This window comes from Methylobacterium sp. J-076 (genome assembly GCF_022829405.1).
Classification (GTDB): domain Bacteria; phylum Pseudomonadota; class Alphaproteobacteria; order Rhizobiales; family Beijerinckiaceae; genus Methylobacterium.
The window spans coordinates 1-15,963 of record NZ_JAKSXW010000094.1 but is presented as its reverse complement, the minus strand read 5'-3'; the positions used below and the strand labels follow the sequence as shown (position 1 = coordinate 15,963).

General features: G+C 65.5%; 21 protein-coding genes. 11 read left to right on the top strand and 10 right to left on the bottom strand.

Translation table 11 applies throughout. The annotated features are described in order from the left end of the window. The first annotated feature begins 9 nt into the window (after nucleotides 1–9). From MKK53_RS09085 to MKK53_RS09045, 9 genes are read left to right on the top strand one after another with little or no spacing between them, the layout of a single operon-like run. On the top strand, nucleotides 10–648 hold the full coding sequence (locus tag MKK53_RS09085; protein ID WP_243928374.1) for a phage tail assembly chaperone: 639 nt from the start codon (nucleotides 10–12) through the stop codon (nucleotides 646–648). 11 nt (nucleotides 649–659) lie between these two features. Then, the gene (locus MKK53_RS09080) at nucleotides 660–1,442 is read left to right on the top strand and encodes a phage baseplate protein (protein ID WP_243928373.1); all 783 of its coding nucleotides are present in this window, start codon (nucleotides 660–662) and stop codon (nucleotides 1,440–1,442) included. Further along, a complete protein-coding gene (locus MKK53_RS09075; protein ID WP_243928372.1) occupies nucleotides 1,439–1,759 on the top strand; it encodes a phage baseplate plug protein in 321 nt (106 codons plus the stop codon). Before MKK53_RS09080 ends, MKK53_RS09075 begins: the two co-directional genes overlap by 4 nt. 3 nt (nucleotides 1,760–1,762) lie before the next feature. Continuing rightward, on the top strand, nucleotides 1,763–2,428 hold the full coding sequence (locus MKK53_RS09070; RefSeq protein WP_243928371.1) for a Gp138 family membrane-puncturing spike protein: 666 nt from the start codon (nucleotides 1,763–1,765) through the stop codon (nucleotides 2,426–2,428). Continuing rightward, nucleotides 2,428–3,267 carry a hypothetical protein gene (locus tag MKK53_RS09065; RefSeq protein ID WP_243928370.1) on the top strand — a complete coding sequence of 280 codons (840 nt, stop codon included), beginning with the start codon at nucleotides 2,428–2,430 and terminating at the stop codon, nucleotides 3,265–3,267. The genes MKK53_RS09070 and MKK53_RS09065 overlap by 1 nt, the downstream gene beginning before the upstream one ends. 9 nt (nucleotides 3,268–3,276) lie before the next feature. Further along, entirely contained in the window at nucleotides 3,277–3,756 is a 480-nt protein-coding gene (locus MKK53_RS09060) for a phage tail assembly chaperone (protein ID WP_243928369.1), read from the top strand. Next, nucleotides 3,753–3,953 carry a DUF6889 family protein gene (locus MKK53_RS09055; protein ID WP_243928368.1) on the top strand — a complete coding sequence of 67 codons (201 nt, stop codon included), beginning with the start codon at nucleotides 3,753–3,755 and terminating at the stop codon, nucleotides 3,951–3,953. The genes MKK53_RS09060 and MKK53_RS09055 overlap by 4 nt, the downstream gene beginning before the upstream one ends. Before the next feature lie 2 nt (nucleotides 3,954–3,955). Beyond that, nucleotides 3,956–4,882 (top strand): phage protein, encoded by a 927-nt coding sequence (locus tag MKK53_RS09050; protein WP_243928367.1) that lies wholly within the window; start codon nucleotides 3,956–3,958, stop codon nucleotides 4,880–4,882. 15 nt (nucleotides 4,883–4,897) lie between these two features. Further along, nucleotides 4,898–6,892 carry a hypothetical protein gene (locus MKK53_RS09045; RefSeq protein WP_243928366.1) on the top strand — a complete coding sequence of 665 codons (1,995 nt, stop codon included), beginning with the start codon at nucleotides 4,898–4,900 and terminating at the stop codon, nucleotides 6,890–6,892. A 422-nt stretch (nucleotides 6,893–7,314) separates the two neighbouring features. Here MKK53_RS09045 and MKK53_RS09040 read toward each other — a convergent pair whose 3' ends face one another. Both MKK53_RS09040 and MKK53_RS25710 read right to left on the bottom strand, forming a co-directional pair. Continuing rightward, nucleotides 7,315–7,578, bottom strand: coding sequence for a helix-turn-helix transcriptional regulator (locus tag MKK53_RS09040; RefSeq protein WP_243928365.1), 264 nt, complete (start codon nucleotides 7,576–7,578; stop codon nucleotides 7,315–7,317). Nucleotides 7,579–7,582: 4 nt separating this feature from the next. Next, entirely contained in the window at nucleotides 7,583–7,816 is a 234-nt protein-coding gene (locus MKK53_RS25710; RefSeq protein ID WP_409564296.1) for a helix-turn-helix domain-containing protein, read from the bottom strand. Between the two features lie 384 nt (nucleotides 7,817–8,200). Between MKK53_RS25710 and MKK53_RS09035 the strand changes: the two genes are divergently transcribed. Together MKK53_RS09035 and MKK53_RS09030 are read left to right on the top strand one after the other, a co-directional pair. Then, a complete protein-coding gene (locus MKK53_RS09035) occupies nucleotides 8,201–8,572 on the top strand; it encodes a hypothetical protein (RefSeq protein ID WP_243928364.1) in 372 nt (123 codons plus the stop codon). A gap of 96 nt (nucleotides 8,573–8,668) precedes the next feature. Then, a complete protein-coding gene (locus MKK53_RS09030; protein ID WP_243928363.1) occupies nucleotides 8,669–9,094 on the top strand; it encodes a hypothetical protein in 426 nt (141 codons plus the stop codon). Between the two features lie 1,307 nt (nucleotides 9,095–10,401). Here the strand turns inward: MKK53_RS09030 and MKK53_RS09020 are convergent. The 8 genes from MKK53_RS09020 to MKK53_RS08985 all read right to left on the bottom strand — a co-directional run. Continuing rightward, nucleotides 10,402–11,154, bottom strand: a complete 753-nt coding sequence (locus tag MKK53_RS09020) for a sigma-70 family RNA polymerase sigma factor (protein WP_243928361.1) — start codon at nucleotides 11,152–11,154, stop codon at nucleotides 10,402–10,404. A 215-nt stretch (nucleotides 11,155–11,369) separates the two neighbouring features. Further along, nucleotides 11,370–12,275 carry a helix-turn-helix domain-containing protein gene (locus MKK53_RS09015; protein WP_243928360.1) on the bottom strand — a complete coding sequence of 302 codons (906 nt, stop codon included), beginning with the start codon at nucleotides 12,273–12,275 and terminating at the stop codon, nucleotides 11,370–11,372. 313 nt (nucleotides 12,276–12,588) lie between these two features. Beyond that, nucleotides 12,589–12,885, bottom strand: coding sequence for a hypothetical protein (locus MKK53_RS09010; protein WP_243928359.1), 297 nt, complete (start codon nucleotides 12,883–12,885; stop codon nucleotides 12,589–12,591). Next, a complete protein-coding gene (locus tag MKK53_RS09005) occupies nucleotides 12,885–13,139 on the bottom strand; it encodes a hypothetical protein (protein WP_243928358.1) in 255 nt (84 codons plus the stop codon). Before MKK53_RS09005 ends, MKK53_RS09010 begins: the two co-directional genes overlap by 1 nt. 90 nt (nucleotides 13,140–13,229) lie before the next feature. After that, the gene (locus MKK53_RS09000; RefSeq protein WP_243928357.1) at nucleotides 13,230–14,906 is read right to left on the bottom strand and encodes a hypothetical protein; all 1,677 of its coding nucleotides are present in this window, start codon (nucleotides 14,904–14,906) and stop codon (nucleotides 13,230–13,232) included. Between the two features lie 66 nt (nucleotides 14,907–14,972). Then, nucleotides 14,973–15,248, bottom strand: a complete 276-nt coding sequence (locus MKK53_RS08995; protein ID WP_243928356.1) for a hypothetical protein — start codon at nucleotides 15,246–15,248, stop codon at nucleotides 14,973–14,975. Between the two features lie 81 nt (nucleotides 15,249–15,329). After that, nucleotides 15,330–15,782: a hypothetical protein gene (locus tag MKK53_RS08990; protein WP_243928355.1), complete on the bottom strand. Its 453-nt coding sequence runs from the start codon at nucleotides 15,780–15,782 to the stop codon at nucleotides 15,330–15,332. Next, nucleotides 15,779–15,963: hypothetical protein (locus MKK53_RS08985; protein WP_243928354.1), on the bottom strand; the 185-nt coding region annotated here is incomplete at its 5' end. The genes MKK53_RS08985 and MKK53_RS08990, both read right to left, overlap by 4 nt.

Genomic DNA, 15,963 nt, shown 5'->3' with positions numbered 1-15,963 from the left:
GATCTCGTGATGATACGGTCTGAAAAGCGGAACAGGTACGGAGTACCTATCGACAACTATGCCGGCACGGCCCTGCGCTACAACCAGAGCGTGCATTTCTTCGAGCTTCGCGGCCACAAGTACAGCGCCCAACAGCTCGACCCGCTTCAGCAAGTCCATATCGCACGACGTCTCGCCCCGATCCTGCTCGGAGCGGTGAAGCCAGAGCAGGGCCGCAAGGCGATCATCGCCCGCCTCGCCAGCATGGCAAGCCTTGCGGCAAGCCAAGAGGAGGGCGTGCCAAAGGACGTCACGACCGATCAGGTTATCGCCGATGCAATTGATCTGGCGACGAGCGTCCTCGGCGCTGCTGCTGCGGCCGACGAGGAGACCGTCAACACGATCATTCGTAAGTGCATGGGCAAAATCTGGCGGGAAAAGGAGGATGGTCGCGGGGGGATGCCCCTCTGGGACACTAAGAACGACCAGCCGGCTTACGATGACATCGACGGCTTCACGATGTTAGCCTTGGTCGTCCGCTACCTGATCGAGGAATTCAAGGACAGCATCGTTGAATACATTGGGTCCCTCGACCTGAAGCCCGGCCCCGCGTTGAAGGCCGCCGCAGGGTTGCAGCCGCGCCCGCCCGGCGCACCTGGCGCTGAGTAGGAGGCGCGGCGATGGCCGGCGGCATCGGCAACTACGCCCTATTCACGGGAGGGCCCTTTCAGATCGCGACGCTCGTCCCGGATGTGACCATCGAAGCGGTCGGCCTCGATGCGTTGGCGATCACTGCCTATCCCTGCGAGGACGGGGCAGTGCGCTCAGATCACAGCGTTAAGTTGCCCGTCCGGCTTGAGATGGTCGCAGGCTGGTCCGACTCGACTGCGGGATTTTCCGGCTACATCCAGCAGATCTATTCGAGGCTGCTGGCGCTACAGGCGACACGGCAGCCCTTCACGATCTCGACTAGTCGTCGCCTCTATCGGAATATGCTGTTGGAGTCGCTAACCGACCCTATCAGCTCGCGCACCTACAACGCCATGGTGCCCCGGATCACTTTCCGGGAGTTGCAGATCTCCCGGACGCAGACCAGCAACGCGAACACGGTCCAGCCTGCCACCAACCCCGCCAATCAGTCCGACCCTGCCAATACGGGCGCGGTCACGGATCGCGGCACGGTGACGGGGACGGACGTGAGCCCGCAGGCTTTTGCGGGGGCCTTCAATCCAGGCTCCTACACCGTCGATGGGACTCGTGCGGTTGGCCAGGACTTCATCACCAGCGGCCTCAACATCCCCGGCCCAGATCTCACTATCAATCAGATCACGGCAATGCCGGGCAGCGGCTTCAGCGCGCAGGCCATCACCGTGCCGGATCTCTCCGTTGCGTCCCTGCCCGAGGTAGGCGGCCTGCAAGTCTCTGGGCCGAACTACTACAACGTTTTCGGAGGAAGCCCGTGAGCAATGGCATTGTTGAATTGAAGATCGTGCCGAGCACGGCGCAGCGGTTCGTCCAAGATCTCGGGCCCAAGACGTACAACTTCCGGCTGACGTGGAACGACGCGGGTGTCGGGACGTGGAACCTCGATATCGGAGACGAGAACCAGAACCTCCTCGTCGCGGGCATTCCTCTCGTGACCGGCGTCGATCTCCTCGGGCAGTACCGCCATCTCGGGTTCCCCGGCGGGCTCGTCGTCACGTCCGACGCCGATACGGGTGACATCCCGACCTTCGACGGGCTCGGCGTCACCTCCCGCGTCTTCTTCGTCCCGGACTAGAGCATGAGCGACGCACCCGGCAGTCACGGCGCGGCGCAGGCGGCGCTCGGCAACCAGCAGAGCCCCGAGGAATTCGTGCGGGCGGTAGTGGAGGCCGTGCGCGCTGAGACCTTTACGTCCCTGCCGGTCATCGTGACCAAGAAGTCGGACGACGGGCACAGCATCACGGTCAAGGCGGCGGTCAAGATCCCGCAGCGCCAAGACGATGGGACCGTGACCTACGTCGAGTTGCCCGAGTTCACGGACATCCCGATCAACTGGAGCGGGTCAGGCGGCATCACACATACCTTCCCTACCGAGGTTGGGGACGAGGGTTGGATTGACTTCAGCACGCGCGGTCACGGCTTCTGGCGCCAGAACGGCGGCGTGCAGCAGCCGCAGGACGGCGAGGTCAACGGGCTTGCCAGCGGGCGCTTTCGGCCAGGTGCCCGCTCGGACCCTAACAAGCTGAAGGGCGTCTCGACCACCTCCGCCCAGACCCGCACCGACGACAAGAAATCCCTGCACGACGTCTCGCAGACGGCGGTCACGGCGATCCGCGAGGGCGCAGCCCACCAGGTCAATGGCGCGGCGGTGCAGACGGAGGTCGGGGGATCGAAGCACCACGTTGATGCCGGCACGATCCAGCAGGCGACGGCCAAGTTCCTGCATAACTGTGGGATCGGCTGATGTCTGGCGGCGTCTCCCTCCCCAGCGTCCTGCAACTCCTCGACGGGACCCCGCATCGCAAGGTCGCGAGCGCGATGTTCGAGAACCTGCCGCTCGCCAAGGTGCTTCAGGGCGGCAACCTCGCGGGCCTGATGCAGAAGGTGCTGGCGGACGGGAACCTGTCGTCCGTGCTGGCGAACCCCATGGCTGCGCTCACAGGGGGGCTACAGGCCCAAATCGGGCAAGCCGTTACCCAACTACAATCAAGCGCCATATCGGACGCTGGCGCCCTGATTTCAGCGCTTACGGGGTCATCCGGGCTTTCGAGCGCCCTCACGGCCTTTCAGGCGGCGGGCGATAACCTTTCCGGGCTCACCAACGGGCAGGCGGGCCTCATGGCCTTGGCGGGGCACGATAGCCTCCTCGGTATGCTGGGGGGCGCCGTGCCAGCCGCTCTCGACCCTGCCCGCGTTCTTGGACCCGTGGCGTCGGAACCGCTGCTCGCCGGGCTCTCGTCGGCACTTCCGAGTGTCGTTGCCTCCGTCATCAGCGGCGGCATGTCGGTCTCGGCAGCGACGCAATGGGTCTCGGGGCAGGCTGCTATCGTCTCGACCGTTACGGCGGGAAGCGCCGATGCCCTCGCGCAGGGCCAATCCATGCAGATGCTCGCCTCGGCGGTGGCGACGGTCTCGGGTCTCGTCGCACCCGTTCCCGGCGTTCCACGCTCCCCCGTCCAAACCGCGATTGGCACTTTCGTCCAGCCGGGGGCCCGCCTCGCGATGAATGCCGCCCTCGCCGCTCAGATCAGGGCCGACACGCACGCCCCGGTCGATACGGCCGCCATGACCTCGCTCGACTAGGAGAGCGTCTTGACCCTGCCCACCCCCACTCGCTTCATGATCGGCCCGGACACATTCCGGCACCGGACGCTGAGCGCGGCCGAGGAGTTTCATTGCGTTCGCCGGGTGGCCCCGGTCGTGAAGAACACCAGCACCTTCATGTTCGCGCTCGCCGATGCCGGCGACGGCGAAGAAGTCGCTGAGGTGGATCGGCTCGCGGGTGTAATCGAGGGGAGCGCTCCCCTCCTGAAGGCATTCGCCGACCTGTCCGAGGATGACTCGAACTACGTCATCGCGCGGTGCATGGGCGCGACGGAGATGCTGGATGGTGAGGCGTGGGTGCCGACTTGGGACCTGGAGGTCCAGAGCCCCGCCGTGCCGAGCCTGCGAATGATCCATGTCCTGCGGATCTGCTACGCCGTACTCCGGGAGGCCATCACAGTTTTTTTTTCAGAAGCGCTATCGAGTTTGACCGAACTCGGTCTTCTGCGCCGGACTATAGCCCCGTGAGGCTCCCGGATAACCTCGACTGGCTCATGTGGCCGGTCATGGCCGAACCGCCGATGTGCAGTTACCGCGACCTGCACGATGGGACGCTGCGCCTCGCAGACGTCGCCCAGATGGTGGACGCCCTCTCGGCCCGCGATGAGAACCGCCGCCGGGCGCACAAGGCCGCCGAGGCTGAAGCTGCACGGGCGAGGTCATAGCCATGGCCGACAACTATCTGCGGGTCTGCCGCCTGATCGCCGGAGGGAAGACCCTCAACCTTGATGACATGCAGGTGGAATTCCTCGTGCGGCAGAAGCGGGTCGCGACCCCCGCTGTCGCTGAGATCCGGCTGACGAACCTCGCGGACTCGACCAAGAATGCGATCTGCCAACAGAACCAGTCGGTGATCTTGGAGGCGGGCTATCAGGATCACTACGGGGCGATCTTCAAGGGCACGATCAAGCAAGGCAATCGCGGCAAGATCAACGGCACCGATACCTTCGTGGACCTGTTCTGCGGTGACGGCGATCAGGCTTACATCAAGGGACAGGTCATCAAGACCCTGCCCAAGGGCTCGACCCGGCAGGATGTCGTCAATGAATGCCTGAAGGCGTTCGCGCCCTACGGCATTACCAAGGGGTTCATGTCCCCGAAGCTCAACGACGGGTTCAAGTACCCGCAGTCCGTGCCCCTGTTCGGGCAGGCGCGGGACATCATGCGCCGGGTTGCGCGGGATATCGGCGCGGACTGGTCCTTCAACTCAGGCAAGCTCAACGTCATCCATAAGACCGAGGCCCTGCCCGGCGGTGATGTGGCCCTGAATAGCCAGACCGGCATGGTGGGCCGCGCCACGCAGACCTTCAACGGGATCATCGTCCGCACGCTCATCAACCCCGCGATGTACAAGGACCGCATCGTCAAGATTGACGAGTCGTCCATTGACCGTGCGGCACCGGACCCGTCATTCGGCTACGAGAACCCCAACACTGCCAAGCTCCCGAGCATCGCGGCCGATGGCCGATACCGGGTCTATGGCGTGGACCGTACCGGCAACATGCGCGGCAGCGAGTGGTTCGACACCCTGTACTGCGCGGCGGCCAGCGGCGACGGCTTCCTGCCCAAAGCCCTCATTGAATTTCAGCAATAGGCGGGGATCGAGACAATGGCCTCGGACATCATCAAGGAATTTCTAGTAAGCATCGGGTTCGCCGTTGACTCATCTTCCGAACAGAAGATGAAGCGGGCCCTTAAGGATCAGGAAGACTCGCTCAAGAACCGGGAAAAGCTTGAGCAGGAGTATGACAAGAAACAGAAGGAGCGCACCGAGCGCGCCACGAAGGCGATGCGCGGCCTCGTCACCGTCGCCTCGACGGCCGCCGTCGCTATCGAGGGCTTCACCATCGCGATGGCGGGCTATGCCACGCTCGTCGCTGCGAAGTTGGAGGCCATGGCCTATGCCAGCGAGCGCACCCGGTCATCGGTCCAGGATCTGCGGGTGTTCTCTCAGGCCGTGTCGCAACTCGGCGGGACGGCCGGCGGCGCGCTCTCCGACCTAGAGAACTTTGCGGCGCGGCTGCGCTCGAACCCGCAGGGCTACACTGCATTTTTGCGGAGCGTCGGCGTCGAGGCGCGCGACGCCAAGGGCAACATCCGGGGGGCCACCGAACTCTACAAGGAATTCCGCCGCAGCGTCGGCGGCAAGCCCTATGAGCAGCAGCTCCTCTACATGCAGGAGATGGGCGTCTCGGAGCAGACGTGGCGGGCGACCGACCCGTCTCGGATGGCTGGCGAGGAGGCGGCGCAGCGGGCGAAGTATGCCCGCATGGGGTTCAACCCCGACAAGGCGGCGGACGACGCCAAGCAGTTGCAACACGCGCTGCGGGATATGTTCGACACCATCAACGTCATCGGCGAGAAGGCCGCCTCAAAGATCTTCAAGGACGTTGGCGACAACCTGAAGGGGTTCAATACCTTTCTCGAACAGCACGGGGATCAGATCGCTGAAATCCTGTCCAAGATCACGCAGCTCGTCCTAGGGTTCTCCAAGGCGCTCCTCGAACTCGCTACCAGCGACAAGGCGAAAGCTTTCATCGACGGGTTGCTCTCGACGTTCGGCCATATCGATGAGGCCACCGGGAAGTGGGTCGCCGATACGGACAAGATCAAGGAAGCCCTCGAAGCGCTCGCCGTGTTCGTCGCGACCGTGTTCGTCGCCAAGATCACAGGGGCATTCGCCAGCGTTCTCAAAGAGCTCAAGCCGCTCCTCGTCCTGCTGGCCCCCCTATTCGCGGCGCTTGGAATTCCGATCCTCGGGACCGCCGCAGTCGGCGGCGCCCTCATCGGACTAGGCGACCCCTCGAAGTCGTTAAACGGCACTGGCGGTCGACCTGATGGACAGCTCAACCCCGGCGACGAGCTTCCTGGTGTAGGCGGGGGGGCAAGCGGCGGCGGCGAAGGCGCCTGGGATCGAGCGAAGCGCTTGGGTCGTGGCGCGCTGCGAGCCCTCGGCATCGGCAAGGGGACCGGCGTCGGTCACGCGGCCTCGAAGGAGGAGCGTGCTGCCTACATCCGCGAGGCGGCAAAGCGGAATGGTATCGACCCGGAGACCGCGCTGCGCGTCGCGCAGAGTGAGGGCTTTAACGTCTACTCTGGGGACCCTGATGCGAGCGGGGCGCCTACCTCGTTCGGAGATTTTCAGCTGCACTATCCAGGGCGAGGCCGCAACACGGCGGACGGGCTCGGGAGCAAATTCACTCGCGAGACCGGCCTAGACGCTCGGGACCCGACGACGTGGAAAGCACAGATCGATTTCGCCATGAAGGAGGCGGCCAAGCGCGGGTGGGGTGATTGGCACGGCGCCGCGCGGGTCGGCATTGGCCGGATGCAGGGTATCGGGGTCGGACGGATTGATGCCGACAAGGCTCGGGGTATCGGGGCTGCGACGCAGGGGTTTGATCCGAGCCAATTCCTGACGGCCCCCCCGGTCGGCTCGACCACCAACGACAACTCCGTGAAGCAGCAGAGCTACAAGGGCGGCGACATGCACGTCACGATTAACTCGCACGGCGACGCGGCCGAGACAGCTGCGATCTGGCAAAGGCACGGCGAGCGGGCGAAGGCGGATGACCTTCGCTATGCGGCAAGCATGTTCGCTTGATGCTTAAGCCCCGCACTGAGGGATACGGGGCAGTTTCTCACCCCGTTGCGCCCGCGTTAGAAGAGATCGCACAGCGTCTTTTACTTTCGCGGATGGCGACTGCGCGCATCTGACCTTCACGTAGTCCATTTGATTGCACGCACTACCCAGCCGTTCACCAGCCCGTCCAGTCGTTTCCAGATAGGCTGAGAGGGCCTGCGAAGCGTTCAGGTAATTGGGGGTGCCGTACAGTCCCGAGAACTGAGAACACGTCAGGTCGCCCAACTTGTCGAAATCCCAATCGGCACCTTGCGCATTGGCTTGAAAGCCGACGAGAACGAGAGCAACGGCGAGAGCATAGCGCATTCTGCCAAGATAGCTGTCAGTCTGCCGCTGTCGAGAAGGATGTATTCAACGCTGCCACCTTTGGCCGGGAACGGGCTTCAACTCCAATCGGCAAAGCTGTTCGGCTCCTCCGGACCGCTCAGGAGGTCGAAGGCGGCATCCAGTTTTCGTAGATCCCAGATGGTGCGGGAGCCGATCCGAAAGGGCTGGGGCATCTCGCCTTCGCGCACAAGGTCATCGAACTTGGTGGTGCTGATCCCGACGTAGCGGGCCGCCTCCTGCCGACTGAGACCGCGCCGGGGGACGACCTCCGCGCGAACGGGAGCTGTGGAGGCAGCATCCTCGGGACTGCGCTTCGGCACAGGTCTATTTCCCCCTATCGCGCCGAGGCGCCTTCGTAGCGCGTTCAACTTCATCCATGGCGGAACGGGGGATCCTGAGCAGCTTCCCGCCGAGGCGGAAGTGTCCGAGTTCGCCTCGATTGACCATGTTGCGGACGTGCTGTTCGGAGCAACCCCACTCGGCCGCAACCTCCTTCGGAACCAGCACGTCAGGGCGAGTCGGGGGGCTTCTATCCTTTCTCCCGGCTAGGCTCGGCATCAGCAGCCTCATTCCATCTGGCGCGATCACAACCGGACGACCGTAGGCTTGGCTATGGTCGCGCTGTCGCCTCGAAGGCCAATCGCCCACCTGCGGACCCGCAGAATGTGAAGCCTACGTGCAACCCGATGCAGAGCTGTGGGGTGCTCGATGGGTCCCAGCGCCAGAGTTAACCGATGGTTGACCAAACCCATCCAATTGCTCGGGCCAACCCTGATCCTTCGCCCGGCTTTCGGGTTCTCCCGGTGATCCCGTCGAGAGGCGTCACCATGCTGATCCTGAACCCGCTCACCGGTCAGACCGTCGAGATCTGTATCCCCCGCCCAGGCCCCAAATCGGCATGACCTGCCTCTACCCGAAACGCTTAGCTCCGAGGGTGAACCCGTGAACCAGGTCCGCTCAGTCACCGCCGCCGACTTCGCCAGCGATTGCCCCGTCTCGCTCGACCTCGCTGCACGCATCGCACGCGCAGACCCTGCCATGCTCTCAGGATTGCTGGACGGCATCCCGGAGGCGATCCGGGCACAGCTCGCTATCTGGCTGTATGGCCGGAGCCACACTCACCAGATCGGCGTGCGGGTTGCCGCGACCTGCGAGGCCATGAGCCTGCGTCGCGCAGGTGGCTTCGTCGGTGATCAGCTCCATGATCTATCCCGGCGGCCCTACGCAGCACCGAGCCACGGCATCCATGGCGGCGGCACTCGCCGGCAGGTCAGCCTCGGTGGGTCACGAGGCGCGACGCACGCCACCATCTGATCGGTCTGTCTGGTTCAACAGCATCCGCTCAGGGCTGTATGACCGCGAGGAACGTCGTATGGCTGCGCTTCGAGCCAGCCACCGCATCATCCCGCCATGCCGATCCGGCGCGAGCACCGCTTCTTCTACCCCATCGACTGGCCGCAGCTGTCGGCGGTGATCCGCTTCCGTCGCGCAGGCGGGCGCTGTGACGGCTGTCGGCGTCCGCACGGGCAAACCGTCTGGCATCTTGGCGACGGCCGCTGGTGGGACGCGCAGGCGGCTTCCTGGCGTGATGGGGGCGGTCGCTCGATTGACCCCGTGGTTTCCGTCGATGTGCTAGCGACGATCCGTGCCACACGCGTCGTACTCGCGACGGCCCACCGTAACCACGACACAGCCGACAACACGAGCGCCAACCTCGCAGCCTTCTGTCAGCGCTGCCACATGATCCATGACCGACCTGAGCATCGGCGCCGGCGGTGGCTCACGCTGTTCAGGCGAAAGGCGTTGGGCGACCTGTTCGGTGGGCCTTACGGCTAGGTGCGCCGGCCGCGCGTGAACGGGGAGAACACGGCGACCGGCGCTCGCGAGCGGGAGCAAACCTGATGGGGCACGCTCGACCGCTGCGATGGGGGCCTAACTATCTCTGAGAGCAGATGATCCCTGAGTGCCGCCTCCTCCTGCAGAGGCGCTCGCAGCGATCACTTGCCCCGTTTACTTCCCGCTCGGAGCAGCGCCGCTCCCCGTAGCCCCGTTCCCCATGCCGCTGCCCGCCGCTGCACCAGGCGTGCTCACTGGCGGACCACCGCTCGTGCCAGGAGCCCCGGTGCGCATCGCACCGCCGGACTGCTCGTTCATCTTCTGCGACTCGCTCTTCACGCTGCCCGGGCTGTTCATGTTGCCCTCGGCGCTGCCACCGCCGGCGCGGGTCTGTGCGCACGCGGTGCCTGTGAGAGCCACAGCGAAGGCGCTAGCGAGAGCGAGTGTTCTGATAGGCATGGCGTTCCCTCGGAGCGATCAACGCGTCGCTGTATGCGTCCAACGCACTGACGCATCACATCGTTCGGATCAGCGTCCCTTCCACCACGCGATGGCGGCAGGCAGGGAGAGACCCGGTACCGCGGCTGCCAAGAAGATCCCGAGTTCCATGTCGGTCATCCGCATCATGGTTGTCAGCGGGCTGGTGACGAACTTGGCGTTGGGCGCCCGCTGGTACTGCCGCCATCCGACGATACCCCAACGCCGTTTGGCCCTTTGGCCGCTGGCGCGACCGACGGGCTCGTCACCGCCTCCGTCGCCGTCTTGCCGGGGTCCTTCGTGTCGGCCGCTGGCTTCGGCGCGGCACTGGCCGGCGTATCGCTTCCCTCAGCTGCTTGCGCAGGTACGCCCGCACCGCACAGGACGACAGCGAGGGCGACGGTGGCGATTGATCTCCGGATCATGGGTTATCCTCTTTATCCCTCGACGTCCCTTGCCAATCCCGGATCGACGGGGCTGTTCCGCAACCTCGTGGCAACCATTCCGGCGCACAGCGACGGCTCGGTGTGCGAAGAGTTGCGTTCATGTGTGCCCGTGTCTGGCTCGTCCTGACGCTGTTGGTGTGCTTCGTCGATGGACATGCTCCGCGGGGACGTGAGCCTCGTAATCCCGACGCCGAGGCGGGCTGGAGCCGCGGGACCGAGTTGGCGAGACGTCCATCGATCCGGGGGGCGGCAGCCTAGAGGGAAGCGCGTGGGCTTCAGCCTTCTTACCCGCACTTCTCCCGTCACGTGATCGTACCAGACCCTACGGGATCGCTTGGTCCCGCTTCCAGTCCAACAGGATCACCTGGCAGCGCGACTATTGAGTCAGCTCTCGACCTCGGCAGGGCGGCCCATGGCTGAGAGCATGATGGCGTCATTGCCGAGTTCGTCGCCGGTGAAGCCAAGCATCTGCACGAGGTGACTACGGGCCCGCGAGACGCGGCTCTTAGCAGTACCGAGCTGACAGCCCATGATGGCAGCGGCTTCCTCGTAGCTCAGATTTTCGACCGTCACGAGCATCAGCGCTTCGCGCATGTGAGGCGGGAGCTGTGCGAGAGCGAGTTGGACATCTTGGAGGTCAAGGTGCCCGGCCTGATCGGGCAGTGAAATTAGGCGTGCAGCGTAGCCGCCCTCTTCGTCTTGCACCTCACGGCTCCTTCGGCGGTCGCTGTAGAACTGGTTGCGCAGGATGGTGAAGGTCCACGCCTCGAAATTCGTGCCCGGTTCGAAGCGGCCCCTGTTCTTCCACGCTCGCAGGCAGGTGTTCTGCACCAAGTCATCGGCCGCTACGGGGTCGTGGGTCAGCGAAAGGGCGAACCGCCGCAGGGCTGATGTTACGGTGACAAGAAGCCGACGAAACTCAGCGTCGGCGCGATCTTCTGCCCGCCCGAGCGCGAGGTCGAGTCTCGCCAGGAGATCGACAAAGGGATCAGTCGCCTCCGGTTCGACGACCTCTTGTTCGTAGACACCCGCGAGCAGAGCTCCGAGATGTTTCTGGATTTGCGGTGGCAGGCCGGGGGGAGCCTGATCCGCCGCGACATCGTTCAGTACAGGAAGCGCAGTCGGTTCCGTAATCATCGCAAGGGTCGGATCTGATGGGGCGGCATTGGTATAGCTCAACCTCGATAGTGCAGATTGACTACTTGCATACCGTTACGGCCGAGCTGCGTCATTGCGACCCGCGGCGCGCGTTGTGAGAGGCTCAGCATTCACGTCATCCGCTGCCCCTCGGCAGCACCTCCCCATCATGAGCATGTGGCCGGCGCTACGCCCTCTACAGCACAGCGACGGCCTCATGCGCCTGCGATCCGCGACGCTCCTCGCGGTAACGCTTTCGCTCTTGCAAGCGGCCTCGACATGAGCCCTTCCGTCCTCGTTTTTCCCTGTTTTGAAATCTGAGTAGGCGTGCCGGTCACGGATTTGACCCCACCCCCCTGAGGGAGGTGGCGGTTCACCACCCCCTTTGAGGTGATGGGGTGGCGTTTCATCACCTCACGTCCAAGGGGGGCACGATCCGTTACCCCCTTCCGCCCGAGCCGCAGCCAGGCCGTCCACTCCAGCGAAACGATCCGCACGATGTTCGGCAGGTTGCGGAAGGCGGTGACGCGCCGCTCCTCGACCGTCAGCAGCCCGAGCTTGCGGGCCTCGCGGATCGCATTCTTGACCGACGAGCGGGAGACGCCTGCGACCGCTGCAAGGTGTTCAATCGCCAGCCGGCAATCGCCCTTCCTCGTGGTCTCGGCGGCGATCAGCGCCAACGCAGCTTGCTCGGCGAGGCTGAACCGTGTGGCGATGGCAGGAGGAAGGCGCCCCGAGGCCGCCCAGCGGCGACGGCGTTCAAGACTGGCACCAGACACCGGCCGCGAGCCTGCGCCCGTCCTGGGGCTTCTCTGGCGATCTGGCGTAGTCCTCTGATTATCGGAAAACATGGCAATGCCCTCACCAGGGGCATTTGAGGTCCCCGGATCGGGGGAGCGCAAAACCTGTGCGGCACTCAGGTTTGAAATGCCGGATTGGCCGGCATTTTCGCCGCGTCGCGAGCCGGAAACCTGCCGCGCCTCAATCAGCCCCGATAGCGCCTCGGCCTCGGCTTCCGTGATCCGCTCCTCGCCATAGGCACGCCAGAGCAGCGCCGTGACAGTCGGCAGGGTGAGTCGGGTCGCCGTCTCAATCGCCCGGCGAATTTCGTCCGCAACCATGGTTCTCGGCCCTCAACGGGCCGCAACAGGTCGTTCCGGGCCGCCGCGAGGGCGTCCGGTCCACAAGGCAAAGCCTCATCATCGCGGGAATTGGCGTTCCCGCTTGACGCCTAGGGGCGTCTCATGGCTTGTGAGGAGTTGCGAGTGGCCTCACAGGCCCTTTTTGATTTCGACGGGCTCTCGGTTTGGCGACCGGGGGCCCGTTGGCTTTTCAGGGGTCGACTTGCGGCGGCGGTGTCTCCTGATCTCCCGGCGACTCGTGCGAGACGAGACATAGCCGGACATGGCATGTCGGCCGGGCGTAGCCGTTAAGTCAATCGCAGCGCTTGCTCATGAAGCCAAGGACGACGCGGACTTCCTGAACGTGAGGCGGCTCCGGGACCCCCGGCAGAAGGGCGCCGATCCGCTCATGGATCGCCAGCCAGTGCCGGACGAGGCGCAGCAGCGTAGGCCCGTGAGGATCTTGGCCGCGCCGGGCCGCCCGGCTGTCGAGCCCGGCGAGTCGCAGATCCAACAGGCGGACCCGCGCGACGAGGAATAGGAGCCGCGCAGTCTGCGGCAGGGATAGCCGGCGCTCTCGCGGCGGTGAGGCAGGAAGCGCGGTCGGCATCAGCCCTGCTCCCGGTCCTCATCCCCACCCCGGAGCCAGATGATCTGGCTCACATGCCCCTCAGGGGCCCCGAGACTTGGCTCGGCATCACCACCGTCCTCCCTGTCGGGGTCGCCGTCCTGATCATCCAGAATGGCGACGATGCGGTCCACGATGTCGAGGGCCAGTTCGGCCAGCCGCTCGAACTCCTCGCGCGGGATCGGCTGGGCTGCGGGCAGCTTCCGTTGGCCCGGAAAGGGGACAATTTTGGACATGGGCTTGGTCTCGGTGTTGGGGGAGACGGGGTAGTCTCCCGGCAGGAACCGGCCGGGGCGGTACGCACGGCGACAGGAAGGGAGGGGCGGTTAGCCCCTCGCGCGCTCGGCTTCGGCGTGGGCCAGCAGCTCGCGGGCGAACGCCTCGATCTCATCGGGGGCGCCGTTGTCGATGGCAGCGGGGGCCAGCATGTACAGGCGGGTTTCGCGCTCGGCCTGATTGCTCGGGTTGCGCCTATGCGCCTCCCGTTCAGCCGCGCTCTCCACGGCTGTCAGCGCGTCGCCAACCGATGCCATCAGCTTGCCGGCGGCGTTGTACTCGGGGTTCCCCCAGGCGTTTTTCCCACGGTGGCAGCGCGTCGCCCACGATTGGGCGTAGGCGACGCTGCCGACGCAATCCGCGACATCCCGAATGGTCAGCAACTCGCTCATCGTGGCCGACGCGAAGTCGATCCGCTCCACGAGGTAGGAATAGGCCGGATCGGGTTGCGCGATCCGTGTCTCGGTCATCGCCAGGATGTCCCGCACGAGACCCGCTCCGAGGTTGTCTGGCCAGTCCACGCCGATATCGTCGCTGCTCTGTGCGACGCGGGCCTTGAACTTGAGCCCGGCCAACGAAGCGGCGGGTAGTTCGGCGATCCGAAGCTCGATCTTGTGCAGGGCGGTGCCGGCGTCGCCAGCGGCCTCCTCAGCCGCCGTGATACCCCAGCGCTCGCGCCAGTCCTCCTTCTGGCGAAACCACGCCTGCCAATCCGGGCCCGATCCTTCCGGGGCACGGCCGGGCCATCCGTCCGGATCGGCCGCCTCAACGACCGCCTCCATCTCGTCTATCCGCTGCTGGTGGAGATCGGCCGCCGCCTCCCACACTGGGGCGAGCGTCAGCAACTCGGCGTCGCGGCCATCGCGCCTAGCGGCCTCGACCCCGGCGCTGATCGCATCGGCGGCCTCGAACGCGCGGACGTGCCGGAAGGCAAGAGCGTGAACGGCATCGCTGCGCAGCTCGCACCGGACTCCGGCCTCCCAGGCGGCATGATCGTCGGCGGGCAGGTGGTTGGCCTCAATGGTGCGCCTGCGGCCGATCTCTGCCTGTATCCGGCCGTGCATCTGCTGGGCGTTGAAGGCGATCCAGTGCGACATGGGACGGCGGACAACCGTGCCGGTGGCGTCGGCATAGGAGACCGTCCCGTCGCGATGGTCGATGCCGCTGGCGGCGAGGACGTCGCCCGTACCGCCTGCCTGTAGAACCTGATCTGTGAAATCTGGCGCAGAAGGCGTCGCGGCATCGGTCTCGGGGGCTAGGGCGTTGGCCGCCTCCCCAGCGAACTCGGCCGCCCCTGCGATGATGAACCGGGCGTGCGCCAGCTTAAGCAGATTGCTCCACCCCTCGAAGGTCTCGCCTGCCGCGTCGAGGACATGGAAGATCGCGGCAGGGGTCTCCGCGTCCCGCTCGCCCCCCTCGCGGATGAACGCGATCAGTTCCGGCTTTGTCATCCTGAGGGTGCGGTCGGCCAAGTGCATCGCCATGGCGTGCGGCCTCAACCGAACCCCCCATTCCTGCACAGACTTCACCGGGTCCTCAAAGGTATAGGCGCCGAACTCGATCTTGGCGAAGTCCGCGAGGTCATCGACAGGCGCGGCCTCTGGCTCGCTGGCCGGTTCCGGCGCGGGTTGGCGGATCGCACGGGACAAACCGGCTTTCAGGTCGGCGGCGCGCTCGCGAAGGGTCGGGCGATCAGCGGCACGACGGAATGGGTTCGATAGGGGCATGGCAACCTCCGAGGGGATGGGACCGAGGGGAGGCGCGGCGGGTCTGCGCCGCGCGATGGCGGCGGGTCAGAGCGGCGGCATGAAGCCGTAGGCGAACACGCCCCCGGCGATGAGGATGGCGGCGGTCAGGAACTCGCCCGTCACGTCGAGGAAGCGCGGGGCGCGGCTGTGAGCGGTGTCGGGGCGGACGGGGGCCACAGCCTGCCAGGGCTCGATGGCGCCGGGCTGCGGCTCATCGGGCATGTTGCGAAAGCGGCGGTCGGCTGTGCCTCTGCGGCTGGGCTCGACGGTGATGCGAACCGGGACGGGCTGGCTGAAATCGGGAATGCGGGCGTGCGTCATCGTTCGGGCTCCGGTGGGGGCTCGTGACAGGGCTTCGTGGGTTCGGGGCTTCAGTGGTTCAGGAGTTCAGATGCCGGGCGGCTAAGAGGGGCTGGCGCCAAGTGGGAACACCATCCCCGCATTGATCGCCCAGGCGGGGTGGTCACCGTCCGGCCCGTACAAATCGGGGAACAGGGTCCAGAGCCGATCATCCATGCGGTTCAGGATGTCGTGCTCAACCTCGCTCGCGGCGTCCCGGAGGGCGTCGTCATGGAAGCAATCGGCCTCGGCCATGCTGTCGCCGTGGACGTACTGCGCGAGGGCCATGCCGATAACGGCGGCGCCGATCTCGGCTTGCGTGGTGGGCGAGAGCAGGTGCCACGCGTCGGCCGGGGTGAACGGCAACGGCATCCGGGTCCAGAACGCGGCATGATCGGGCAGGCGGGCCGTGTCGTCGCCGCGAAAGGCCGGAGCCGCGAGCGCGGGGAAGGCAGGCAAGGTCATGGCGGCCAGCACGGCGCCGAGGACGTTGCGACGGGCGAGGTTGTCGTTCACGCGACCTCTCCTGAAAGCTGACCGGGGAAGCGGAAGCGAAGCCTGCGGGCCTGACCGAGCGCCCAATCGTGCCGCTCGCGCATCGCGCGCTCCCCGCAGGACAGGCGGCGGCGATACCAAGCCGCCAGCCGGAGGCAGCGGGCGTGATCCTGCCGGGCATCGTGGAGGCGCTGGGCGGGGG